We start from the raw sequence: 24,085 nt of genomic DNA, 5'->3' as shown, positions 1-24,085 counted from the left end.
ATCCTGAACATGATTCAGGATATGCCATATTTAATAAATTTTGTCACAGGGTAAAGCTGAACTATAAATTAATGTTAATCTTTTGCGTAATTTTGCATTCAAATACTAATAACGCATTTTTCCGGCGCAGATTGTATGGAAGAGGATTTTGATTTTTTTGGTGAGGAAAATTTTAAGACGGTTTTAGATCGTTTCGAAAAGATGGTTGGTTCAGACAGGAACTATTTTTTTGATGTTGAGGATTTTGAGGCCATTATTGATTATTATCTCGAAAGCCACAACTTAAGTAAATCCAGATTAGCCATTGAAATTGCCATTTCGCAGCATCCCGGATCAGTGGTATTCATGCTTAAGAAGGTTCAGTACCTTGTTTCCTCCAATAATATGGACAAAGCACTTCAGCTTCTCGCCGAGATTGAAATCATCGAACCCAGCAATGCTGATGTGCATATGACCAAAGGATCGGTTTACAGCCAGTTGAAACATTACGAAAAAGCCATCGAGGAATACAACAAGGCGATGGAAGAGAGCGATGATCTCGAGGATATTTATACTAACATCGCTTTCGAATATGAAAACCTTGGCAATTACCAGAAAGCCATCGACTATCTTAAAAAAGTCGTGGAGATCAATCCTGACAATGAAGCGGCCCTTTTTGAAATATCATTTTGTCATGAAATAGCTAACAAATCGGAAGCTAGTGTTGAGTATTTCTCTGATTTTGTGGATAAACACCCTTATTCGAAGACAGCCTGGTTTAATCTGGGGATAGCTTACAACAATCTTGAGATGTTCCACAAAGCTATTGAAGCCTATGATTTTGCCATCGCCATTGATGACACATTCTCCTCGGCCTATTTCAACAAAGCCAATTCCTATGCCAACCTGAAGGAATTCGAAAAAGCCATAGCCATTTATGAAGAGACATTTGAATATGAAGAACCGGAGGCAATGACTTACTACTATATCGGTGAATGTTATGAAAAGATGGAAAATTACGACAAGGCGCTGCGGAATTTTGGTTTGGCTGTGGAATTGGATAGTGAGCTTGCCGATGCCTGGCTGGGTATGGGACTGGCTTATGATGAGCTTAACATTCCAAATAAAGCTATCGACTGCATTCAGAAAGCTGTTGACCTGAATCCGACAAATTCCGAGTACTGGTATTTTCTAGGAGATGTCCAGTATAAAACAGGTCTCACAAAAATGGCTCTCCACTCCTATTTCCGGGTAAGTGAGCTGAATCCCGATGATCCGGAAATATGGATGGATTATGCCAACGTGTATTATGAGCTTGGGGATGTAAAAAATGCCATCAGGGTTCTCGAGGAGGGCATTGAACTGCAGCCCGGCCAGCCGGATATGCTTAACCGGTTAACTGTCTATAAACTTAATAACTCCTAAGCCATGAAAAAGATTGCATTGGTTTATTGGCCCAGAAAAGGTAGCGTCGAAAAGAATGCAAAACGCATTGTTGAATTATTAGGTGACACCAACATTGATATGATGCCGCTGAAAGATCTTGATCCTGAAATTATACTGAATTATGACAACCTGATCTTTGGCTGTTCTACTGTCGGTGCTGATTCATGGCAGAATGCCTGGACCGGCAACCAGTGGTTCAAGTTCTTCGTACGGATGAAAGATAAAAATACAAGCCTGCATGGAAAGGATGCGGCCATCTTTGGATTAGGCGACCAGATACTCTATCCGGACCACTTCGTCGATGAAATGAACACCATTAAAAAAGAGCTGGAATACAGAGGTGCCAGAGTCATTGGCAAATGGCCCGTAAAAGGCTATGAACATTCGGATTCGAAATCACAGGATGGAGATTTTTTCATCGGCCTTGCCCTCGATGAACAGAATCAGGGCGACATGAGCCAGCTCAGAATCAGCCAATGGCTTAAGGAGTTGACATTCTGAAATTTGGTTTTTATCGAGATTCGCACAGGATATATTTGCGCAATCAAAATAATATTTATAGCACGTGTATCTTTTCGGCCTCATCGGCTATCCTCTCTCCCACTCCCTATCGGAAAGAATCTTCAACAAAAAATTCGCTACGGAAGGTCTTAAAGATCATCACTATTGTTTATTTCCTCTGAAAAACATCAGGGAACTGCCGGAGCTGATCAAATTATTTCCCGAATTACACGGGCTGAATGTGACTATTCCGTATAAAGAGGCAGTGATACCTTATCTTGATGAACTGGACCCTGTGGCATCGGACATCGGCGCTATCAACACCATCAGGATCATTCGTGATAAACGTAATGTTAAACTTATTGGTTATAATACCGATTATATTGGATTTCAGAAAACCATCAGTAAATTCCTGTCACCCCATCACAAGAATGCATTAATACTTGGAACCGGTGGAGCTGCAAAGGCTGCTGCCTATGTTTTTACCAAGCTGGATATCAAACTTCTTTTCATCTCACGAAATCCTGTCAGTAAAAACCAGATATCGTATTCACAGGCAGAGGGATCTGTAATCCGGAATCATCAGATTATTGTCAATGCCACTCCCCTGGGGATGTTTCCCGATGTAGAATCCTTTCCTGATCTGCCATACGAATACCTGACACGTGAACACCTGGTGCTTGATCTGGTGTACAATCCTCAAAGGACTGTTTTCCTGAGAAAAGCAGCACTTCAGGGTGCGGTTACGGTTAATGGGTTAGAAATGCTGAGACTTCAAGCTGATGAAGCATTTCGAATCTTTATCTGGCCCACGACTTAAGTCTACCTAGCCCACGACTTAAGTCGTGGGTGAAATAAGAAGAATTTCGAATTTTTATCTAGCCCATGACTTAAGTCATGGGTGAAATACGAGGGGTTTAGATTTTTTATATAGCCCACGACTTAAGTCGTGGGCTATATATTTATTGAATGCTCGTGCTAATTAGAAATGTGGTGGCAAATGACACGATAGCATATAACTCGGGGTACACGGCCAGCACCATCGTCTTGCCAAAGACATCATAACCGGCGCCAATTCCTGCAATGCCATTGGCGCAGACCTGTCCCTGGGTGATCGCCGATATCAGGCATACCAAACCCTGCAGGAATCCGGCAGCAAGAATGGCCACACCCTGAAGGATGGTTATCTCCATGGTCAGCACACCCGAGTTATTGATGATAAAAAATCCTGCAAAGCCATACAATCCCTGTGTGCCCGGTAAAGCTGACAACAACATGTAACTGCCGAAAGCGGAATCATTTTTCTTCAAGGCACCGATCGTTGCATTGCCTCCGATCACCACACCGATAGCACTGCCAACGCCGGACAGACCAACCATCAGCGCCAGACCGATATAAGCCAGAATAATTGCCGTAGACATAATTTTTTCTCCTATATATTTTAATGTTTAGTCGAAAATGGTTTATAACTCTTTCCTCCGCCGGCAAAACCGGCATTCCGGTAGAACTCAACAAAAGTCAGACGCATCGGGTGAACGAAAGAGCCCAATGCGGATATAGCCATATTAAGAGTATGACCGAGAACCAGAAAAATTATACAGATTATCCATCCGAAAACAGGATGTACATCCTTGATTTTAAAGGCGATATCATTAATTACAAAACCCAGTATGGACGATGAAGCGCCTAAGGCGAATAACCGTACATAGGATAATGCATCACCAAAAATTCCGGTGACGCCATATAAATCCCATAATCCCCTGCCGATGCGGCCAAAGATGCCTGCTTTCGGATTGCTGAAAAACACGATCAGGAATATTCCAGAGTAAATCACTATCTGGCTGATGATGCCACCTGCCTTCAGGAAAAGAAGATCCATCAAACCCAGAATGAGCAATATCCATCCAATTGAGGTGAGTCCATAAACAAAACCTGATTGCTTCATCATATTTACGGCTCTTATGCCTGTCCCGAAAAGAATTTGGAATAAACCCACCATAATGGATAGAGTGAATATCTGCTTGTTGTTCAGAATATATTTTCTCACTTCGCCTAAGCTTTCAATCTCCAGGAGTGATACTCCGAAAAAAGTGCCAAAGAGCAGTCCGAAAAACATGGTTGATAGACCGAAGAGCTGGACAATCGAAAATAAAGCATGGTTTTTTCTGTCTTGTGTAAGTTTCAGGACAGTAGATCCGAGAAAAATCACCAGGCCATAGCCTGCATCAGCCATACAGAAACCGAAAAACATCATAAAAAAAGGCGCGAAGAAAGGCGTGAGATCTATTTCATTGTATGCAGGCAATGAAAAAAGTTTGCCAATAGGTTCAAAAAGCTTTGCGAAGCTACTATTTCTCAGAAGTACAGGAACTTTATCCTCCGGTCCAGGTTTGGAAGACAAATAGAAAGTGAAAGTGCTATCAAGAAATTGCAGCAGGTCTTTCTTTCGGGTAACCGGCACCCAGCCCTGCAGGATCATCAGCTTATCATCAGCCTCTTTCCTGGCAGAGAGGACAGCATGACTGAAGTCGGTCTGACTCTCCAATGATGCCAGTGCAGCTTCTAAAACACCTATGTGCTTCGCTGCAAATCCATCAAATATCCTATTAATGTCCTGCAGCCGTCCCACAAGATTGTCCTTGAGTGCGTTCATCTCCGAAAGCGACCGGCTGGGCATTTTGATCTCTTCAGCATCAATAGTAATGACCTGATCACTTTCCTGGAAAACAACAAAATAAATTGTTGACTGCAAGGTGTTGATGACTTCTACCGTATAGGCCACACTCCATTCTGGCCGGAATTTCTTTACCGAACATGAATAAAGCCTCACTGTGATGCCGGCATCCTTCAACCTGGCAACAGATCCCGGTGAAAAATCATCCCATGGCAACAGGTTGTTAATTTCCTTCTGGAGGGAATTGAGCTGCGTCTGAACCTGATCTTTTTCGCTTTCAAGCTGATTGATCGTATTCAGAATGTCCAATGCCTCCGGATTTTCACCTGCAGCAGCTACAGGCTCAACTTTTCTTCTTTTAAGAAAAGTTATCCTTTGCCGTATCTGCCTGATAAGATGCATCTTCTGAACGGTTTCCTCATCCGGTTGAACATCCCTCCCAATGATGTCCACAACTCCCAGACCCTGCAGGTCGATAAGGAACTGCTCATAATCGCGGTGGTACACCAGAATGGAATATTTAAGCATAGGTATGACCATAGTGCATATTAAATATTTGCCAGACGGCTTTTTAAAATTTTCTGTGCCGATTTTGACAGGTTTTCCTCATCTTCCATGAACCGTTTGATCTTCATGACAGCCTCCTGATATCCGGGGATTTGCACCTTTTCATACAGGTTGACCTTTTGTGTGGTCTTTCTCCTGGCCCGGTCAAGAAGAGCCATTTTAAGCAGGAACACCTCCCTTTCAATGCCGATGGTTGCCAGTTCCTTCAATATGTCAATTCCGTCAGGGAACCAGGAGGGGCTATTAAACAGGCTAAATTTTTTGGTCGAAAAGTCTATTCCGTCAAGTACAGGGGTTTTAACGCCGGCAATTTTTTTTACCGACAGTTTCACATCCTCCACCGTAATTAGGCTGGCGTCAAACTCGCCCCACAGACTGACCATCGACTCATACTGGCGGATATTCTGCCGCAATCTTTTCCCGAGAGCAATGGCTTCATATTTAGCTTTCTTAACCTCTATCCTCAGAGCCGACTCTTTGTTCTTTATAGTGGGTAATGCCTTTTCACGAATGACCAACTGCTTGTTCAGTTCCTGCAATGAGGTCTTATTATATTGAAATTTAATGGCCATCGGCGGTTTACAATTTATAAATCATAGGTTTGAGCCCAGAGCTTGTAGCTATAAGCCTCAAGCTTGGTTTAATTATTATCAATTTTACAATTAATAATTTCATTTTCTGTAACTTGCGACCTGCAACTTGCAACCTGTAACCTGCAACTTGCAGCTTTTTCCTCAATTCTTCCAGTACAAATCCACAAACTCCTTCTTGATCCCTACTTCCTCAGGTTTGAAATGAATCTTAAACAGTGCCCATGCTGTATCGAGCATAGTGTTAATATCTATATTGACGTCTATTGCAAGAAGTTTTTCCGCGTATGCCTTAGCGAATTTCAGTGTACGTCCGTCATACTCCGTAATGTCGAATCCATTCTCCAGTTTTGTTTTGGCATTGGCTGCATCGGCATAAAGCCTGACTGCAGCATTCATCACCTGTGGGTGATCGCTCCTTGTCTGTTTGCCGATGACCAGCTGTTTCAGCCTCGACAGGCTTCTGAACGGGTCTATGATAACCTTGCCGATGTCGGTATCCCTTCTCAGATATAACTGACCTTCTGTGATATAACCCGTGTTATCAGGTATGGCATGGGTGATATCACCACCTGACAGAGTAGTAACAGCAATGATGGTAATAGAGCCACCCGAAGGAAATTGCACGGCTTTTTCATAGATTTTCGCCAGGTCGCTGTATAAGGAGCCTGGCATGCTGTCTTTTGACGGTATCTGGTCCATCCTGTTCGATACGATGCTGAGGGCGTCAGCATATAGTGTCATATCGGTAAGAAGGACAAGCACCTTTTCATTTTTATCAGCGGCAAAATATTCTGCTGCTGTAAGGGCCATGTCGGGAACCAGAAGCCTTTCGACTGGGGGGTTCTCAGTGGTATTTACAAAGCTGATGATCCTGTCAAGGGCGCCGGCATTATCAAAGACATTTTTGAAGAACAGATAGTCATCATTGGTGAGTCCCATGCCGCCGAGGATAATCTTATCAGCCTGGGCCCGCAATGCCACCATGGCAATAACCTGATTGAAAGGCTGGTCAGGATCGGCAAAGAAAGGTATCTTCTGGCCTGTGACAATGGTGTTGTTAAGGTCGATACCAGCAATACCGGTGGCGATAAGTTTCGAAGGTTGTTCTCTTTTAACGGGGTTGACCGACGGTCCACCGATTTCACGTTCCTCACCTTCTACCTCAGGTCCGCCGTCGATCGGTTGTCCATAGGCATTAAAGAACCTGCCTGCCAGCTCCTCGCTGACTTTTAATGTGGGTGGTTTGCCAAAAAAAATCACCTGTGCATTGGTCGGTATGCCCTCAGTGCCGGCAAAGATCTGCAATGTGACTTCGTCACCAAGTATTTTAACAACCTGGGCTAAACGGCCATCCACGGTTGCCATCTCCTCATTCCCCACATCTGTTGCATACAAGGAGCATGTAGCCTTGGTCACCTTGCTTATTTTCGTATATATTTTCTGAAAAGCCCTTGTATCCATTATATCGTTCTTTCAAGGATTACAGCATCTAATTCTTTTTCAAAATCTTTGAATTCACCGGAAGTGAATTCAGAATAATTCATTTGTTTCAGGAGGTTAATGATCCTCTTAAAATACAGGTTCACTTCCTCGAAGGAATCAAAATTAAAATCGGCATTGCATATGCCCAGCACTTTTTCAAGCATGAATTGCTGACGCTCCATAGGCGTGGAAGCATCCACCTTATCGTAAGCATCCTGCTGCAGGATGATGAAATCAATGACCTCCGATTTCCAGTAGCGGATGTGATAATCGACAGGTACTCCGTCATCACCAAGGATATTGATCTGTTCATACGCCTCTTTTCCTCTCAGAAGGATATCTTTGGCATGAATGACGTTGTCGAACCAGTTTTCAGATATCTTGTCTTTAAAATACTCCTGTACCTCTGGATATTCAAGGTATTTTGAATAGCTCTCAATGGGATCGATGGCCGGGTAGCGCTTGCTGTCGGAACGTTGTTGTGACAGTGCATAGAAGCACCGTGCGGCTTTCTTTGTTGACTCGGTAACCGGCTCTTTCAGATTTCCACCTGCCGGTGAAACGGTTCCGATAAAGGTAATGGAGCCTGTTGAACCATTATTGAGGATGACAAAACCGGCACGTGAGTAAAAATTAGACACGATGGCAGGCAGATCCATGGGGTATGCATCAGGGCCGGGAAGTTCCTCCATACGATTCGACATTTCACGCAGGGCCTGTGCCCAGCGTGATGTGGAGTCGGCCAGCAACAATATTTTAAGTCCCATACAACGGTAGTATTCGGCAATGGTCATGGCGGTATATACCGATGCTTCACGCGCCGCCACAGGCATATTCGACGTGTTGGCGATAATGGTGGTACGTTCCTTCAGCCTGCGACCTGTCCGTGCATCAATGAGCTCGGGGAACTCCTTAAATATCTCAACCACCTCATTGGCCCTCTCGCCGCAAGCAGCCACAATGACCATATCAGCTTCAGCCTGTTTGGAAATGGCATGCTGCATTACCGTCTTACCACAGCCAAAAGGACCGGGTATGAACCCTGTGCCTCCTTCAGTTATCGGATCCAGGGTGTCGATCACTCTCACTCCGGTTTCCAGCAGCCTGTAGGGTCTTATTTTCTCCCTGAAAGCTTTGATAGGTATCTTCACAGGCCATTTCTGCATCATGTTCACAGGTACATCAATGCTATTGCTGCCGGTGAGCACGGCAATGGTATCTGTGATCTTATAGTCTCCTTCCTTTGCGATGCTTTTAACAGTGTATTTACCTTCCAGGCTGAAGGGCACCATGATTTTATGGTGCATCCAGTTCTCCATCACTTCACCAAGCCAGTCGGCAGCTCTCACTAAATCACCGGGTTTCACAATGGGCTTGAATCCCCACAAAGTGTCATGATCCAGCGGGAATGTATATTCACCACGGACAAGGAAAATAGTTTGCATTTTATCCAGGTCATTCTGCAGGCCGTCGTAATTCTTTGAAAGGATACCAGGCCCGAGCGTGACTTCCAGCATATGCCCTGAAAATTCAACGTGTGTCCCTGTTTTAAGTCCCCTGGTACTTTCGAAGACCTGCACATAGGCCTTATTGCCGATCACTTTGATCACTTCGGCAACCAGTTTCGTATCACCCAGAAAAATATGACATATCTCGTTCTGATGAACAGTACCGGCTATTTCCACAATAACCAGATTGGCAATGATGCCCACCACTTTTCCGGTAGTCAGTGTTCTACTTTCTTTCATTTATCTGAAATTCTTTTTGAAATTCATAACCTTTTGTGAGCTTTTCGTTCAATTTCCGGAATAACTCATTCCCGGTTTCCGCATCAAGTTTCATCCATCGTTCAATAATGGTTAGTTTAAGGATATAATTCAGAACAATCTCAATGGTGAAGTAGTTGAATGTAGTGAGCTCATCAAGAAGACTCCACTTCATCATATCCAGGTTTTTTTCGCGTTCCATGAGACTTTTGTTCTCAAGGATACCGATGACCTTGTCGACGAATGGCACGTCGGCCATAATGCCAAAATCCCTGGCCTGGCTTCTTTTCATGGTTTCAATGATTTCGTCATCGCCGATAATCTGCTCATCGATGTCAAAATGGTGCTTCCGGGCATTGTAAGCTGCAAGAATGTTATTCAACATGACGGTGAAATTGAACCAGTCCTTCAGGAAAATATTTTTTGTCTTCCTTACTTCTTCCAAATAGAGATATGTCAGCCTGTTTTCCAGGGTGTGATCACCCGTATTACCTGTTGTTTTAAATTCTTCGATGAACACCTGAAGGTAACTACGGAGGAGTTCCGGCTCACTTATTCCTTCTTCCAGTTCCTCATAACTGTAATTACCGAGATCCTGATAAGGTTTTTCCTTTTTAAGGAGGATATTCAACATGTTAACATTATCATAAGCCAGGAAGATGAGTTGTGCCAGCTTATAGTCCGAAGGATGCAACACTTCGCTGAGTTCCTTTTTAAATTCATATAAAGTAAAAGGCAACTTCTGCTGGTCGGTGAAGATTTCAGGCAGGCCTGCGACAAGGCAATAGTAATACCGCAGCATTTTAATCCCCTCCATATAGAAGCTGGTTGGTTCGCGGACGCAAGTATGTCTTCAGAAAACCAGCAAAATCTTCATCTGTAAAACTGATTATGTAACTGCCGTCTTTGGGTCCGATTTTAAAGCCGGATGACATATTTTCATCAAAAGAAATGTCGATGCCACCCGAAAGTAACTGTTGCAGCTGTGATCTGAGGAAAAGACCAAGTTCCGCATCATCTTTTGCAGGAATATGAACTTGAACACCCTCACTCCCTGATGAAGCGGACCAGTTCTGGATAAGCATGATGATGATTTTCCTGATGAATTCCTTATCTTTATAAACCTCTTTTACCGGTTCACCGATAATCCGGAGAGTGATTAATGAGGTTATCTTCTGTTTAATGGCACTGATGATCTGGCTGGCTGACAATTTCAATTCAGCGTTCACGTTCTTTCTGATTTCCCCTGCATGATTCTCAACCTGCCTGATGATGTCAGCGGCTTCTTTTCTGGCTTGTTCTATGATGGCGTCAGCTTCCGTCCTGGCTTTTTCCCTGATAACCTGTGCTTCCTGCTCCGCTTTCTGTATACCTTCAGAATAGATCTTCTGAGTAAGCTCCTGGAGTTTATTTTCCATAGTGAAATAAATTGGAATTCAACTGAAATGAAGGGTCAAATTTAGAGAAAAAATTTTTACATTTACTCAGTCAATCCTTAATTAAAAAGCTATAAAAAACACCTGTTACACCATCAGCATTTTGCTTTTACTTTTTTTAACGTCAGGGTCTTATGCTCAAACCGGCTGGATTATGGGTGAAACAGGCTCTATCCTAAAAACGACGACAGGTGATTATGAGGTGGATTTTATCAATGATACCTTTCCGGATGGCATATATTATTACAGGTTAAAGGCTGGTGACCAGTCAATAACCTGGAAAATGGTTTTACTGAAATAGTTTAAAATATGACATTAACCGACTGGACAGGCACCTTGGGCGTGACCATTCTACTTGTTGCATTTTTTCTCAACATCACCGACAAAATATCACGGGATAGTCTCCCATATATTTTACTCAACTTAACCGGTGCCGGATCTGCCTGTGTCGCTGCTATTCTGCTGAAATTTGCTCCGTTCATTGTTCTGGAAGTCGTGTGGTCCTTTGTTTCTGTAATGGCGCTTATCAAACACTTCCGGCAATAAACCACGACAATTATTCGTCCTTTTGTTTCCGTGTCAAGGGCACCACACCTGCCATATCGCCAATGATATTAATCAGTTCCGATCCTGTCGGGATAACGATTTTGGCATTGGTTTTCAATGAGGTTTCAAGTGTCTCCAACTTTCTCAGAAGCTGTGCATTGCCGGTAAAATATCTGTCGGCTGCCTCATTGACCAGCTTGATAGCTTCCGCTTCACCTTCTGCAGTCAATATTTTTGCCTGCTTATATCCTTCTGCCTCTTTAATCTTTGCACGTTTTTCCCCATCGGCAACGGTCTCCCTTGCCGTGGCATAATCGATGGCGGCAATTTTTTCATTTTCAGCTTTTACAACCTTATTCATGGTCTCCTGAACATCTTTAGGCGGATCTATTTCCTTCAATTCTGTGCGGACAATTTCAATGCCCCAACTTTGAGTTTCTTCCCTGAGGGTTTTGTGCAATTCGGCATTTATTTTCCCTCTTTCACTGTTGGCTGACTTTAGCGTTAATGTACCGATGATATTCCTCAATGTCGTACGGGCAAGGTTAACGATCTGCCACTGGTATCTGTTGACATTATACTGGGAGTTTTTCACGCTGTCAGCATCTTCCTTCACCTTAAAATAAACCTGAGCGTCAACCCGGGCATTCAGGTTGTCGTTGGTGATGATTTCCTGTGGGTCTGCGTCGACCATCTGTTCTGTTATGTTGATCTGAAACATCCTTTCGATGATGGGTATTATCCAGTGAAATCCCGGATTGGCAAACCGGCTATATTTTCCCAGCCGTTCTGTTAAACCCCTGTGAGTAGGTCTTACGATCCTGACACCCGAAAAAAACAGGAAAACTACGATAATGATGAGAATTACAATTAATGGGCTCATTTTAACCTCCTTATTAATGATTTTAAGAAATTTGCTAATGCGTAAAGTTAAGTAAAATATTCGGATAATAAAAAATCTATATTATCGCCGGGATTATATTCTGCCGGTTCTTTTTGAAACCTGAACACCCTCATCGATCTTTTTCCGGCAAGCCGGATCTTTTCCCCTTCAACCTGCAATAATGTAGCTTCACGCAACCCGACAACGTTCATATTCAGGTTGACAGTGCAGAATTCAAATATCCGCTGTTCCCTTGTTTCGCCGCCATGTCCTTCGGGATTGGCATCCAGGTAATGCGGGTTGATCTGGAACGGCACCAGGTTCAGGCATGTGAAGCTTGCCGGTTCAACGATGGGCATGTCATTGGTGGTGTATAGGCCCGGGCAGGCTACATTGGCGCCGGCACTCCAGCCAAGGTAATGCATGCCTTCAAGCACCCGCTGCCTGATCACCTCCATAAGATGCTTCGTATGCATCATGTAAACCAGATGAAATGTATTTCCGCCGCCCACAGCAATGGCTTCGGCATGTTTCACCGCTGCCACGGGATCCTTTTCATGGTGGATGGAATAGATTTCATAGCCCAGTTCTGTGAATACCTGCTGTACCCTCTTTTCATAAACATCGAAGGAGGCATCCAGGCTCTCAACCGAAAGGCTGACACCCGCATAGGGGATGAACAGGATGCGCTTCACGCCTGTATCCTTAAGGAAATCCTTAATATATTGCCTTGGCCAGCCAAGATACTCCTCACCAAAATTGGTGGAGTTGCTGATAAGAAGAAGATGTTTTTTCATTTTTTTCATTTTGATACAGCCTTAAGAATCTTAAAAATCCAGTTCCATTTGCAGGTTAACATCATCCCGCTTTGACTCATTTTTCCTGCTTCCTTTATCACCAGCCTCAATTTGTCTCTCCGGCATATCCGCCTCTGCTACTTCTACTTCTTCATCTTTCATCTTTAATTCTTCATCCTTCATTTCCCGCCCTACGTCAATCTCGCTCTTGTGAGTATCATTCTCCTCTATCACATCCAGCACCGCTTCAGCGACCTCCATGATTTCAGGTATCTCTTCCGCCTCTTCATCTTTTATGTCCACTTCTTCAACAACAATTATTTGCTGTTCCGTCACTGGTTCGAGTAAATTCAATTCTTTATATGGATATACGGTCAGCCTTTTCCCTTTGGCTTTGTAACCTTTCACTGTAATGAATTCAGCCAGGCTGACGACCTCCGTGTTAACCTTTCGCCGTGGATTTTCCTCAAAAACAATCGTGAGCTGAGGTGCCGGGTCGAAGGTGACCTTCATCAGCTTCGCCTGGCTATCTTCACCTATGAAATTCACTTTTTTATTCGATGGCTCCACCTGGAAACGCTTGATATAAGGCTGCTGGCTCTCCCCTTCGATGTAAACCGCCGTTATGATGTCATTCGGATCATACTTTCTGATCAGTAACATATCCTCATCAAAATGGGTTGACAGATCATAGGTGGTGAATTTATACTCCCCCGACTGCATGACGGTCACGATTCTGTCATCACCAAGGAATGCTCCGAGGTATAAGCCACGCTGGTCTCTGTTGAGCCGCCTCACGGTGTCATCGTACCAGATATCGAGTGCGCCCAGTGTCGACACGCCCTCTTCCCGTTTCTCTATCCTCCGCACAGGCTTCCTGCTGAGAATATTACCGATGGAGCTGCGGCCTTTGATAGACAGCTGGCTGAAATCGAACTCAAATGACAGCTTTTTGAGCTTTGGCCGCGGCCGGAGGAATACCTTGACCATTTCGGCCTCTCCGTTCGGGTTGGCTGTGAGGTACATAATCCGCGAGCCCGGCTTGCCCTGTGTGGCATCATAATCTTTGTCGCGCATGATGTTCTTCACCGAAAAACGCTTGACATATACAAATCCTTTCTTGCCGTCCTGGTATGCAATATTGTATATGGTTCGTTCATCGTTTTTCTTAAATACATCAATATGCACGATATGCTCTCCGACAAACAGCTTATCGGCCACCCTGGTTACAATGAAGGTCCCGTTTTCACGGAAAACAATAATGTCATCAATATCAGAGCACTCACACACATACTCTTCCTTTTTCAGTGATGTGCCTGCAAAGCCTTCTTCGCGGTTCACATAAAGCTTGGAGGTGGCAGCAGCCACCTTGGCTGCCTCAATGACATCAAAGTTCCTGATCTCGGTCTTCCTCTCCCGTCCAGTTCCGTATTTCTTTTTAATATGCCTGAAATAGTTGATGGCATAATCAATCAGGTTCTCCAGGTGTGTCTTCACCTCATCCAGTTCCACCTGCAGGGCATCCATAACCTCATCGGCCTTAAACGAATTGAACTTCGATATCCTTTTGATTTTGATTTCGGTCAGTTTCACAATGTCGTCAGTGGTGACCGGTCTGTAAAACTTTTTGAAGTGTAGTTGCAGTTTTTTATCGATGGTTTCCAGCACGGCTTCCCATGTGGTACAGTTCTCTATGTCGCGGTATATGCGTTTTTCAATGAATATTTTCTCGAGGCCGGCGAAGAAAAGCTGCTCCAGTAGTTCCTCTTTTCTGATCTCCAGCTCCCTGCGGAGGATTTCCACCGTGTTTTTATTGGATATCCGGAGTATCTCTTTTACATCGAGAAATCTGGGCTTGCCGTCCCATATCACGCAGGCATTGGGTGATATCGACACTTCGCACATGGTGAATGCATAAAGGGCATCGATAGTCTGGTCAGGACTGACATTGGGGGCCAGGTGAACGAGTATCTCCACCTGTTCGGCTGTATTATCGTCAATTTTCCTGATCCTGATCTTGCCTTTGTCATTGGCGTCGATAATGCTTTCGATGAGAGACGTTGTGTTGGTGCCAAATGGTATCTCGGTGATCACGAGTGTCTTTTTATCTTTCTGGCTTATTCTGGCTCTAATTCTGACCCTGCCGCCTCTGGCGCCGTTGTTGTACTTTGAGAAGTCGGCCAGTCCACCTGTCGGGAAATCCGGTAATATTTCAAAATCCTCCTGCTGCAGGATATGAATGGATGCGTCGACGATTTCGTTGAAGTTGTGCGGCAGTATGCGCGAGGAAAGCCCCACGGCGATGCCTTCTACGCCCTGCGCCAGCAATAACGGGAATTTGGCAGGCAAGTGGACAGGTTCATTATTGCGGCCATCGTATGATGACTTCCACACCGTCGTTTTCGGGTTGAAGAGCACCTCACCGGCGAATTTCGACAGACGTGCTTCGATATAACGTGCGGCTGCAGCGCTGTCGCCGGTGAGCACGTTACCCCAGTTGCCCTGTGCGTCGATGAGCAGTTCCTTTTGCCCGAGTTGCACCAGAGCATCATTGATTGAAGCATCGCCATGCGGGTGATATTTCATCGTATGGCCTATGATGTTGGCAACCTTGTTGTACCTGCCGTCGTCAAGCTCTTTCATGGCATGCAAAATCCGGCGCTGGACCGGCTTCAATCCGTCATAGACATCGGGCACAGCCCTCTCCAGTATCACATAAGAGGCATAGTCGAGGAACCAGTTCTCATATAAGCCCCCAAGATGTACCGTCTTCGGAAGATCTTCCCCCTCCGGCTGCACTTCACTACCCTCAGTCCGACCTGCTATATCTTCCAATTCTTCCATTTTCAAAATTTCTCCAAAAATAATCGATTTTTCAAACCTAAATTAATCCATAACACCCCTACTACCGGCTACCTGAAGACCTGTGACCCGCAAACCCAAACCACCTCTCCCCCTTCACCCCCTCTCCTGGAGGAGAGGGGGACAGGGGGTGAGGCTGTCTTAAAAAAACCTCAACACCACCACCTCTCCGGCCAGACACAACAGCGCCAGCACCACAAACCACCTCCACAACTTTATTCCGATATTCAGCTCATCCAGCACTTCGCCAAATGGCTTACCGGTTTCCTGAATGACTTTAAAATTATACTTCACCGGATCCCATGATTTATTAAGTTCTTCAGGTGTATAGCTGTCTAAATTTGACTCTTTCCTGTCGTAAATGAACGACAGACCACTGATAACCTGGTCTCCTGTCAAAAGAGTATAGTTTCCGGCTTCAGTGACCTGTCCATGCATGTAGAGTGACGCCCTGGAGCCTATGATGCGCTGTTCCGGGATGACTTCGAAATCACCCGTTGTACTTCGAATTTTAAATGTCATATCGCCCTCCAGTTCTGTTTTCCGTATTTCAACAGGCTCGTCGCTTCCGATGGTATAGAATAATCCGGACGGTGGCTCACTCAGCAGGGCCATTTTGTACATTGTCGGCACAAAGATGGCATGAAGCGGGAAGTTGCTGCAGGCAGGTTCCAGAGGCACTGCGCACAGGTAAATAAATCCTTTGCCGACAGGCTGTACACTCAGGAAGATATGGCCATTTTGTAAGGTCAGCAGCGGTTCCTGACCCGACCGTGGCAACATCTCCACAGGAAAATGATGCTTTACTGCCGGCAGGTCGATATTTTCAGGTATGCTCTCGAATACATCATGATATACCTGGTTGTCGGTGTTGATGTCGGTAACTCTGGTGCCTGTTGTGTCGCCGGGGCCAAAATACCCGGACCCTATCCTGCTGAGGGATTCCCTGTACCCTTGAACATCCATTTCCAGTGAAGGGAAAACAGCAACGCTGCCGCCATTCTCAACAAAGCGCTTCACCTCCTGTTCCAGTCCGCTTGAAATGGACGTCAATCCATTCAGGATGATAAGGTTATAATTGCCAAAAGCTGAAAAATCAAGGCTTCTCACCGGGCTATTGGTAAAGATAAAGGCAGAATCTCTGCCCAACACCGCATCAAGGTACCGGTTTTTGTCATTTTCATTTATAGCCAGCACGGGAATGGAAGATGAAACGGTATAGCTTAAATAGAGCCTGTCGTCATAAGTAACGGGGTAATCGTTTATTTCAAGCATGCCATACTGGATGCCGGCAGTGTAGTTCGTAAACGGTATGCCGATATCCACACTGGCATCACCCGAAATATCAAAGCTTGCCAGGCCTTTCTGTGAATTGTTGACCATCAGTTTCAGCGGCATCTTCTCGTACCCTGTTTCACCCGAGTTTTTTATCCGCACTTTGAGCGTCATCTTCTGGTTGATGAGATGTACGGGTGTCTCGAACCAGCAACTGTCGATATACAGGTTGTTTGTCTTTTCGGCTGTGAGTGGAACCAAATATATGCTGATGGTAGTATCGGGAACGATTTTTCCGATATCAGCGGTTGTCTTTTGAAAATCCGATAAAAGGTAGATGATCCGGTAGTCGTTGGAGGCCTGTGACTGCATGTCGCTTAGCCGGCGGTAGATCTCTGAAAGGTTTCTGGCGACAGGCGACAGGCCGACTTCATCGACCATGCTGATAAATTCATCACGCGCTACAAACCGCTGGTAGCGGCCTTCAAAGTCATTGGTAAGCAGTTGGAACAGGTCGGTGGTGGAGTAGTACTGGGCTATTTCTGCAGCTTTTTTCCTGGCACCATCCAGCAGTGACATGCCATTGGACTGTGCTTCCATGCTGAAGGAATTATCGATATATACACTTATGGCCTTACGTTTGCCCACTCCCTTATTCTCTTTCGATGCCGGTATGAATGGCTGTGCGAAGGCCATCATTAGACAGATGACAGTCATGATCCTGAGCAGAAGCACCAGCAGGTGCCGGAGCCTCGACTTCTTCTGTGTTTCGCTTTTTATATCCTTTATATATCTGACATTGGTGAAATAGACCTTTTTAAAGCGGCGGAAGTTAAACAGGTGGATGATGATGGGGATAGAGATGGCCAGCAGGCCGAAAAGAAAATATGGATTGATAAATTGCATTTAAAATCTTTTACCGGCGTCAAATTTATGCATTATTGACTTACCATTTAAGGCGATAAAGCTACAATTATTCAACAAGGGATGACCTCACCCTCAATCCCTCTCCTGATCTACATGACCTCACCCCCAACCCCTCTCCTGAAGGAGAGGGGAGTGAGGGTTGAGGTGTCTTTTGACAAATAATCACAATAATGCTTTCTTTCATATGTCGGGTTAATTATTTCCCTCCTGATAGGGGTATATTTTCGCATCTTTTCCGATTAATAATAAAAACCACAATGAAGACCATTCAAGTAGAGGAAGGCATTGTGAACAGCCGCAGGCGGCTACTGCTGTACTTCGCTTATGACAAGGAGACTATTGCGATAATTCGGACTATACCGGGAGCACGTTGGGAGCCGGCAATGAAATGCTGGCATATAGGTTTTACGCAGGCTAATTTGAACAAGATTCTGAACATTTTCAGCAATAATGCATTGCTCAATCTTGATGGATTAAAGCATCAATTGACAAATGATCTACTCATCCGTAAAGACGATGAAAAATTGTTTCTACCCTTACCTGTAAGGGAAGCAGACCAGATTGAAAGTCTTGTTCGCTGGATGGAACACAGGAGGTACAGCTCTTCGACCATACGAACTTATAGTGAAATTTTATCCATTTTCTTACGGTTTACTCTGACAGCTGGTAAAGATAGTACCCTGAATGAGCTTGTTGTTAAGTTTACGAATGAATATATTCTGAAGAAAAGGCTGAGCCAATCATATCAGAATCAGTTCATCAATGCTTTGAAACTATTTTGCAGGGAGGTAACTGGTCAGGAAGTTGAGGTGGAACAGGTTGAGCGACCACGACGTGAATACAGGCTACCGAATGTGTTAAGCAGGGATGAAGTGAAAGCGTTGCTGCTAGCGATGAAAAACATTAAGCATCATGCGATGTTGAGTTTGATATATGGGTGTGGATTGCGTCGAAGTGAATTACTGAATCTGAAACTAGTCGATGTTGACAGTCGCAGGGGCTTGCTAATTATCAGGCAAGCGAAAGGAAAGAAAGACCGGATAGTGCCTGTTTCGGAGAAGCTGATAAGTATGCTGAGGGAATATTACAAGAATTACAGGCCAAAGGTATGGCTATTTGAAGGTGTAGTAAGAGGGCAGCAGTATGACGAGCGGAGTTTGCAGCAGGTATTAAAAAAATCACTTTTATTATCCGGAATAAAAAAACCAGTAACTTTACATTGGTTACGACACAGTTATGCGACGCATTTACACGAATCGGGTGTTGACATTCGGTATATCCAGGAGCTTCTGGGGCATCGCAGCAGCCGCACAACGGAGATTTACACCCATGTCAGTGCGCGGAGCATACAGAGTATCCGGAGTCCGTTTGATGATCTTTAATCAGAAAAACAGTAATATAACTAACGCGCCACACAGTGTCGCCTGTCCGCACACCTATTGTATGCAGACAGGACTAACTGAGTAGCCTCCATAAGATAGTTATGTACAACCCATTGACACTTATTCAAACTATCTTTAGACAAAGAAATTAAAAAATATTTAATATTTATTTTGTTTTTTCTAACTTAGTAGGTGAATTATTTAACATTAAAAAAGGAGGATTGTTATGAAATTCAAAACCGTAATGATTATTAAAGCCATTGTCTGTTTAGGCTTTGGTCCTTTACTCTTGTTTGTGCCTGGTTGGTTGCTTAATACTCTGGGAACCTCATTTGGCCCAGGTGCTGATCTGACAGCAAGAGAATATGGCGCGGCACTCATTGGAAATCTCTTACTCGCATGGCTCGCCCGGAATGCAGAAGACTCTATTGCTCGACGTGCAATCATTTGGAATTTGTTTATCTATGATGCCATTGCGCTTGTTGCTACACTAATAATCCAGCTTTCAGGTGGTCTGAATGTACTCGGATGGGGCATTGTTGCTGTATATCTATTCTTCACACTTGGCTTTGGTTATCTACTCCTTCCGAAAGGTAGAACTGTATAAAGAAGTCCATATTGGAAGGAGTATTATACTATAAAATAAATTTTGGGCAGCACATAACGAGCCGGCAGCCAACAATGCGGGGCAAGTTGGTAACGAAAGTGGTTGGAGCTACTAAACATGATTACGAAACTCAAAAATAAAACCTGCTAATACCCGCACTGCGGCTGCCGGCCGAACGTTGGCAACAATAACAGAAAGGCCAATAATATGAAATCAATTACGATAATTCTTTTAGTATTATTATTGAATACCATTTTATTTTCTCAGACATGGTTAAATCTTGCAAATAAAGACTGGGTTTACTCCATCGATGAAGATCAAGGGTTTTTATGGATAGGAACGAGCGGAGGTATAGTAAAACTTAATAAGCAGACTAGGGAAACAATAATTTTTGACAGGGCTAACAAAAGAATTCCCGATAACAGTGTTTTGACACTTAATGTGAGACCTGATGATTCGGTTTGGGTTGGCTCTCGTCGTAGCGGAATAGGAATTTACGATAATAATGAATGCGTTACATACAATTCCGAAAACTCCAACATCCCTCATGACCAATATAATTCGAGCTTTGCATTTGACCTGGCTGATAATAATTATATTGGCTCGCTCGGGTTTGTTTCAAAATTTAAAAACGGAGTATTCGAAATCATTAAGCAAATGGATCCACTTGTTTCGTTTGATTGTATTTCTGATATGAAAATTGATAACTTTCAAAATGTTTGGATTGCTAGCTATCAGGGTTTGTTCAAATACGATGGGAATATAAGTGAAAGAATTGGAGAAGTAATTGGGCATGCAAACAGCATTGCATTAGATAAAAACAACAATATATGGGTTGGCACTGATAACTATGGTTTGTATTATTACAGTGGGGTTTCGTGGTTTTGTTACAATATGGTTAATTCGGGTTTGCCATCAAACAATGTTGGAAAAATCTTCTTTGACTCACAGGGTAACTTATGGATTGGCTCTTATGATAAGTTGACTTGTTTTTCTTCAACAGGAATTTGGAGTACCTATTCTTGTACTTCTCAGAATGGAAACGACTTCAAAATTTTCACGCTTTTCATTGATACTAATGACCATCTATGGATAGGAACTCGCAAAAACGGGCTGATGCTGTTTGAAAATGGGATATTCAAGGAAGTAAAATTTTCGCAACCCTCCGTATTTCCTTCAAACGTGATAAATACTATTGCGTTTGCATATGGCAAGCTATGGTTTGGTATTGATAATTATGGATTGTATTGTTATGATAATCAGCAGTATAAAAATTGGGATACTATAAACTCAAATCTTTTATACCAAACAATATTACATATAACTCCTGACAATCAGGGGAACCTATGGTTATTAACTAATAAATCAACTTATACACCAGCTGGATACGAAACATATTACAAACTGACCAAGTTCGATGGAATTCAATTTACGGATACCGAAACTCCATTTTCAACAGGTATATACCGGGTACTAAAGGTTGATGCTAAGGGAATTTTCTGGTTTGGAACATCCGCAGGAATTTATAGATGGGATGGAACCAATTGGGAAAATTATAACATTAATAATTCTCCATTGTCTTCAAATGTGGTTAATAGAATTGATTTTGACAGTAAGGGTAACATTTGGATCGGACTTAACGGAATGTGGGATGATTTTGGGCATCTTATCGGAGGAGGTTTGATGAAATTCGATGGTAATAAAAGCTGGCAGGAATACAATGTTTTTAATTCACCTTTACCATACAACACGATAAGAGCACTCAAGGTAGATAAAAATGACGTGGTTTGGCTGGGTACCGTAAACGATGGTGTCTGGGATGGTGGAGGCCTCACCCGGTTTGATGGTACAACCTGGCAATCGTTTATGAAAGAAAACTCCGGCATTTCGGACAATCAGGTATTGACAATTGATGAAGATACCATTGGTGAAATATGGGCCGGAACATTATTTGGAGGATTGGTTGGATATGATAAGTCATCAAAATGGGAGGTTTTTAAGCAGTCGAATTCAGGAATAGCCCTAAATCAAGTATCTTCAATTGCAATTGACAATTATGATAGAATTTGGATGACACACAATGTTTATTCAGGAGGTTCTGTGTACAACAGAAATTCATTAGGAATCAATCAGCCATATTCAAATAGAGAAGATTTGATTCAATTCTATCCTAATCCTGCAACTGACTATTTAATCGTTGAAAACAACATTCCAAATGAAAAAAACTTTACTATTGAAATATTTGACATACAGGGTAGAAGGTTATTTAATCAAATTATGTCAAATACTATCAATAAAATATCTTTATCGAATATTTGGAGTGAGTTGACAAGTTCTGTATTAATAATTAAAGCGATGACAAGTAATTCAACCTGTCAAGGGAAAATAATTATGATAAAATAAGTTACTGTTGCCAACGAGCCGTCAGCCGACAATGCGGGCGGGTTTCGGAGGTTAGCATTCACCAAACCTACAATTGATAAAGATTAAGAAAACAGACAACAAGTAAAACCCGCACTGCGGCTGCCGGCAGGGCGTTATAGGCAAGCACAGGAAACAGAAACTATAAAATAAAATATTATGAAAAATCTACTTAATGCAATTTTAATCAGTTTGTTACTTATTAGTTGCCAATCAAATTCAGAAAAAAAATCAGAAATTTTAAAATATAGAATAACTGAGAAACAAGACATTAGTTATTTAAACAATCAAAGAATGGTATATAGAATTATTCTTGATGTTGATTCATTACCTACTGACAAAGAAATGAGAAATACAGCAATTTATATCTGGGAGAATGGAAATAAAAACTGGAAAGAATTTACTGCCTTTCTTTATCTACCTGAGATGAATACAGGATTGACCGCATATGGTGTAGGAGAATTTAACGAAGATAGATTAATAAAATTTGTAAAAAATGAAAATGCTTTATTCGGAACTAAATGGGAAATTAAAGAAATGAAAGAAGCAGTAAAGGAAATTCCAGTTTCAGAATTAAAAGAATATACAATTGAACTTTCTGCGATTAATGAAGGAGAGAGAAAAGTGAAAATAAATATTAAAACAGACTTTCCAGATGGAACAAATCTATTGATAGATGTTAGCCGAACACATTATTTGAAAGGGAAAAATGAAGCTTATTCAGGAGAAATTTTTAGTAAAGATTTAATGGTAAAAAATGGAGAAATTGAAACAATAGTTTACATCAATGACACGAAATGGTACAATGAATGTCAAGAAATTAGTAAAGCTCTTCCTGATGACTTTCCACCAATATCAAAAATTTCTGATAAAATTGAAATAGGTGTACTATTTTCCCCTAGGAGAGATCAATCAAAAGAAACACTTGAAATATTAGGAAGAAATGGAGAATATATTAAAGGAAACGGTGCAGAGAGAACTATGGGGTTTACAACTTATAGAGTTTCTAAGGAGTTGATTATCCCATTTAAGAAATAATATGACTATCGAATCGACCAAGTGCCTGCCTATAACTTCGGGTTTACACAATGGCGGTCAACCGTGAGTTTGAGGCTGTTTGAGAATAAATAAACTTCGGTAGGGAAAGAATGGTAGGTGGTTTCAAACTCCGCCACTGTGCAAACCCGCACCGTTAGCTGTAATTGTGCCATATGTTTCGTTTTCCAATATAAAGACAATATATGAAAGAGGAAAAACCAATCGTTGTTGCTGAATTTGATGTTCTTGGATTTAGTGACAGAACAATAAATGAAAAAGCAGAATCTTTATCTCAGGCATATGATAAACTCATAAGTCTTGCAGAAAAATATAAAAACTGTACAATGTTAAATTGTGGTATTCCAATTGGAAATGGTTCTTTTGCGGCAGGATTTGGGGTATTCGATATTGAACATGTTTATTTCAGCGATACCATTATTCTCTGGTGTAGTTACAATTCTTTCTGTTTTCCTCCTTTCTGTGATATGTGCCTTACTTTCTTCTGTGAAGTCATTGAGGAAGGTTTCCCGTTAAGGGGAGGAATTGCCGTTGGAGATGCATATATGGATAAAATAAAAGGAAAATATTTGGGTAAAGCTTATGTTGAAGCAGTGAAAGTTGAACAAGCTCAAGATTGGATCGGAGTTTCATTTGGTCCATCTTTCGCTAAAGATCCATATAAAAATCTGTTCATGGCAAATGATGTATTAGTATATCGCGAACATACTAAACCAGGTAAATCAATGTATATTCCCGGATTAGTTCTAACCTGAATTATTCATAAAAAAATGGAAAAGTTTGTTATCTCATTGATAATCATTATCTTTGAGGTGTATAAACTTTTAAACAAACTTTTCCATGAGTAAAGATACAAAAAGCCCAAATACCCATCTTGTTTCTGAT

The 24,085-nt window shown here is 42.6% G+C and carries 21 protein-coding genes; 10 read left to right on the top strand and 11 right to left on the bottom strand.

The features are described 5' to 3' along the window. Positions 1 to 135: 135 nt before the first annotated feature. The 3 genes from NT175_00865 (at position 136) to NT175_00855 (ending at position 2,746) form a co-directional block, all read left to right on the top strand. The gene (locus NT175_00865; GenBank protein ID MCX6233264.1) at positions 136 to 1,404 is read left to right on the top strand and encodes a tetratricopeptide repeat protein; all 1,269 of its coding nucleotides are present in this window, start codon (positions 136 to 138) and stop codon (positions 1,402 to 1,404) included. Positions 1,405 to 1,407: 3 nt separating this feature from the next. After that, positions 1,408 to 1,926 carry a flavodoxin domain-containing protein gene (locus NT175_00860; GenBank protein ID MCX6233263.1) on the top strand — a complete coding sequence of 173 codons (519 nt, stop codon included), beginning with the start codon at positions 1,408 to 1,410 and terminating at the stop codon, positions 1,924 to 1,926. A gap of 64 nt (positions 1,927 to 1,990) precedes the next feature. Continuing rightward, a complete protein-coding gene (locus NT175_00855; protein ID MCX6233262.1) occupies positions 1,991 to 2,746 on the top strand; it encodes a shikimate dehydrogenase in 756 nt (251 codons plus the stop codon). Positions 2,747 to 2,888: 142 nt separating this feature from the next. Here the strand turns inward: NT175_00855 and NT175_00850 are convergent, their stop codons facing one another. From NT175_00850 to NT175_00820, 7 genes are all read right to left on the bottom strand, one after another. After that, entirely contained in the window at positions 2,889 to 3,347 is a 459-nt protein-coding gene (locus tag NT175_00850; protein ID MCX6233261.1) for a V-type ATP synthase subunit K, read from the bottom strand. Between the two features lie 20 nt (positions 3,348 to 3,367). After that, positions 3,368 to 5,140, bottom strand: a complete 1,773-nt coding sequence (locus tag NT175_00845) for a V-type ATP synthase subunit I (GenBank protein MCX6233260.1) — start codon at positions 5,138 to 5,140, stop codon at positions 3,368 to 3,370. Positions 5,141 to 5,148: 8 nt separating this feature from the next. Further along, on the bottom strand, positions 5,149 to 5,739 hold the full coding sequence (locus tag NT175_00840; protein ID MCX6233259.1) for a V-type ATP synthase subunit D: 591 nt from the start codon (positions 5,737 to 5,739) through the stop codon (positions 5,149 to 5,151). A gap of 162 nt (positions 5,740 to 5,901) precedes the next feature. Beyond that, positions 5,902 to 7,221 carry a V-type ATP synthase subunit B gene (locus tag NT175_00835; protein MCX6233258.1) on the bottom strand — a complete coding sequence of 440 codons (1,320 nt, stop codon included), beginning with the start codon at positions 7,219 to 7,221 and terminating at the stop codon, positions 5,902 to 5,904. Next, positions 7,221 to 8,990, bottom strand: coding sequence for a V-type ATP synthase subunit A (locus tag NT175_00830; GenBank protein ID MCX6233257.1), 1,770 nt, complete (start codon positions 8,988 to 8,990; stop codon positions 7,221 to 7,223). The genes NT175_00835 and NT175_00830 overlap by 1 nt, the downstream gene beginning before the upstream one ends. Continuing rightward, complete coding sequence (locus NT175_00825; GenBank protein ID MCX6233256.1) at positions 8,977 to 9,825, bottom strand: DUF2764 family protein; 849 nt, start codon at positions 9,823 to 9,825, stop codon at positions 8,977 to 8,979. Before NT175_00825 ends, NT175_00830 begins: the two co-directional genes overlap by 14 nt. Then, on the bottom strand, positions 9,812 to 10,426 hold the full coding sequence (locus NT175_00820; GenBank protein ID MCX6233255.1) for a V-type ATP synthase subunit E: 615 nt from the start codon (positions 10,424 to 10,426) through the stop codon (positions 9,812 to 9,814). The genes NT175_00825 and NT175_00820 overlap by 14 nt, the downstream gene beginning before the upstream one ends. A gap of 172 nt (positions 10,427 to 10,598) precedes the next feature. Between NT175_00820 and NT175_00815 the strand changes: the two genes are divergently transcribed. Together NT175_00815 and NT175_00810 are read left to right on the top strand one after the other, a co-directional pair. Further along, positions 10,599 to 10,745, top strand: coding sequence for a T9SS type A sorting domain-containing protein (locus NT175_00815; protein MCX6233254.1), 147 nt, complete (start codon positions 10,599 to 10,601; stop codon positions 10,743 to 10,745). A gap of 8 nt (positions 10,746 to 10,753) precedes the next feature. Then, a complete protein-coding gene (locus NT175_00810; GenBank protein MCX6233253.1) occupies positions 10,754 to 10,990 on the top strand; it encodes a hypothetical protein in 237 nt (78 codons plus the stop codon). Positions 10,991 to 11,000: 10 nt separating this feature from the next. Here the strand turns inward: NT175_00810 and NT175_00805 are convergent, their stop codons facing one another. The 4 genes from NT175_00805 to NT175_00790 form a co-directional block, all read right to left on the bottom strand. Then, positions 11,001 to 11,873 carry an SPFH/Band 7/PHB domain protein gene (locus NT175_00805; protein ID MCX6233252.1) on the bottom strand — a complete coding sequence of 291 codons (873 nt, stop codon included), beginning with the start codon at positions 11,871 to 11,873 and terminating at the stop codon, positions 11,001 to 11,003. Positions 11,874 to 11,920: 47 nt separating this feature from the next. Then, positions 11,921 to 12,670 (bottom strand): dipeptidase PepE, encoded by a 750-nt coding sequence (gene pepE, locus NT175_00800; protein ID MCX6233251.1) that lies wholly within the window; start codon positions 12,668 to 12,670, stop codon positions 11,921 to 11,923. A 30-nt stretch (positions 12,671 to 12,700) separates the two neighbouring features. Then, a complete protein-coding gene (locus tag NT175_00795) occupies positions 12,701 to 15,514 on the bottom strand; it encodes a DNA gyrase/topoisomerase IV subunit A (protein MCX6233250.1) in 2,814 nt (937 codons plus the stop codon). Between the two features lie 159 nt (positions 15,515 to 15,673). Next, entirely contained in the window at positions 15,674 to 17,713 is a 2,040-nt protein-coding gene (locus tag NT175_00790) for a BatA domain-containing protein (protein ID MCX6233249.1), read from the bottom strand. A gap of 278 nt (positions 17,714 to 17,991) precedes the next feature. On the opposite strand from NT175_00790, the gene NT175_00785 reads away from it, so the two are divergent. The 5 genes from NT175_00785 (at position 17,992) to NT175_00765 (ending at position 23,955) form a co-directional block, all read left to right on the top strand. Further along, on the top strand, positions 17,992 to 19,116 hold the full coding sequence (locus tag NT175_00785; GenBank protein ID MCX6233248.1) for a tyrosine-type recombinase/integrase: 1,125 nt from the start codon (positions 17,992 to 17,994) through the stop codon (positions 19,114 to 19,116). A gap of 226 nt (positions 19,117 to 19,342) precedes the next feature. Then, complete coding sequence (locus NT175_00780) at positions 19,343 to 19,723, top strand: hypothetical protein (protein MCX6233247.1); 381 nt, start codon at positions 19,343 to 19,345, stop codon at positions 19,721 to 19,723. 207 nt (positions 19,724 to 19,930) lie between these two features. Continuing rightward, positions 19,931 to 22,126: a T9SS type A sorting domain-containing protein gene (locus tag NT175_00775; protein ID MCX6233246.1), complete on the top strand. Its 2,196-nt coding sequence runs from the start codon at positions 19,931 to 19,933 to the stop codon at positions 22,124 to 22,126. 177 nt (positions 22,127 to 22,303) lie between these two features. Then, a complete protein-coding gene (locus NT175_00770; protein ID MCX6233245.1) occupies positions 22,304 to 23,182 on the top strand; it encodes a hypothetical protein in 879 nt (292 codons plus the stop codon). A gap of 203 nt (positions 23,183 to 23,385) precedes the next feature. After that, positions 23,386 to 23,955, top strand: a complete 570-nt coding sequence (locus NT175_00765; protein ID MCX6233244.1) for a hypothetical protein — start codon at positions 23,386 to 23,388, stop codon at positions 23,953 to 23,955. Positions 23,956 to 24,085: the final 130 nt, after the last annotated feature.

This window comes from Bacteroidota bacterium, assembly GCA_026391695.1.
Lineage (GTDB): Bacteria > Bacteroidota > Bacteroidia > Bacteroidales > JAGONC01 > JAPLDP01.
Note: the sequence above shows the minus strand (reverse complement) of the source record. Positions and strands in the feature narration are given on the sequence as shown.

Coding starts and splice junctions, on each gene's coding strand:
- NT175_00785 (MCX6233248.1), top strand. CDS start 17,992: ATGAAGACCATTCAAGTAGAGGAAGGCATTGTGAACAGCCGCAGGCGG.
- NT175_00810 (MCX6233253.1), top strand. CDS start 10,754: ATGACATTAACCGACTGGACAGGCACCTTGGGCGTGACCATTCTACTT.
- NT175_00835 (MCX6233258.1), bottom strand. CDS start 7,221: ATGGATACAAGGGCTTTTCAGAAAATATATACGAAAATAAGCAAGGTG.
- NT175_00805 (MCX6233252.1), bottom strand. CDS start 11,873: ATGAGCCCATTAATTGTAATTCTCATCATTATCGTAGTTTTCCTGTTT.
- NT175_00820 (MCX6233255.1), bottom strand. CDS start 10,426: ATGGAAAATAAACTCCAGGAGCTTACTCAGAAGATCTATTCTGAAGGT.
- NT175_00825 (MCX6233256.1), bottom strand. CDS start 9,825: ATGGAGGGGATTAAAATGCTGCGGTATTACTATTGCCTTGTCGCAGGC.
- NT175_00790 (MCX6233249.1), bottom strand. CDS start 17,713: ATGCAATTTATCAATCCATATTTTCTTTTCGGCCTGCTGGCCATCTCT.
- NT175_00795 (MCX6233250.1), bottom strand. CDS start 15,514: ATGGAAGAATTGGAAGATATAGCAGGTCGGACTGAGGGTAGTGAAGTG.
- NT175_00860 (MCX6233263.1), top strand. CDS start 1,408: ATGAAAAAGATTGCATTGGTTTATTGGCCCAGAAAAGGTAGCGTCGAA.
- NT175_00850 (MCX6233261.1), bottom strand. CDS start 3,347: ATGTCTACGGCAATTATTCTGGCTTATATCGGTCTGGCGCTGATGGTT.
- NT175_00775 (MCX6233246.1), top strand. CDS start 19,931: ATGAAATCAATTACGATAATTCTTTTAGTATTATTATTGAATACCATT.
- pepE (MCX6233251.1), bottom strand. CDS start 12,670: ATGAAAAAACATCTTCTTCTTATCAGCAACTCCACCAATTTTGGTGAG.
- NT175_00765 (MCX6233244.1), top strand. CDS start 23,386: ATGAAAGAGGAAAAACCAATCGTTGTTGCTGAATTTGATGTTCTTGGA.
- NT175_00865 (MCX6233264.1), top strand. CDS start 136: ATGGAAGAGGATTTTGATTTTTTTGGTGAGGAAAATTTTAAGACGGTT.
- NT175_00780 (MCX6233247.1), top strand. CDS start 19,343: ATGAAATTCAAAACCGTAATGATTATTAAAGCCATTGTCTGTTTAGGC.
- NT175_00830 (MCX6233257.1), bottom strand. CDS start 8,990: ATGAAAGAAAGTAGAACACTGACTACCGGAAAAGTGGTGGGCATCATT.
- NT175_00770 (MCX6233245.1), top strand. CDS start 22,304: ATGAAAAATCTACTTAATGCAATTTTAATCAGTTTGTTACTTATTAGT.
- NT175_00845 (MCX6233260.1), bottom strand. CDS start 5,140: ATGGTCATACCTATGCTTAAATATTCCATTCTGGTGTACCACCGCGAT.
- NT175_00815 (MCX6233254.1), top strand. CDS start 10,599: ATGGGTGAAACAGGCTCTATCCTAAAAACGACGACAGGTGATTATGAG.
- NT175_00840 (MCX6233259.1), bottom strand. CDS start 5,739: ATGGCCATTAAATTTCAATATAATAAGACCTCATTGCAGGAACTGAAC.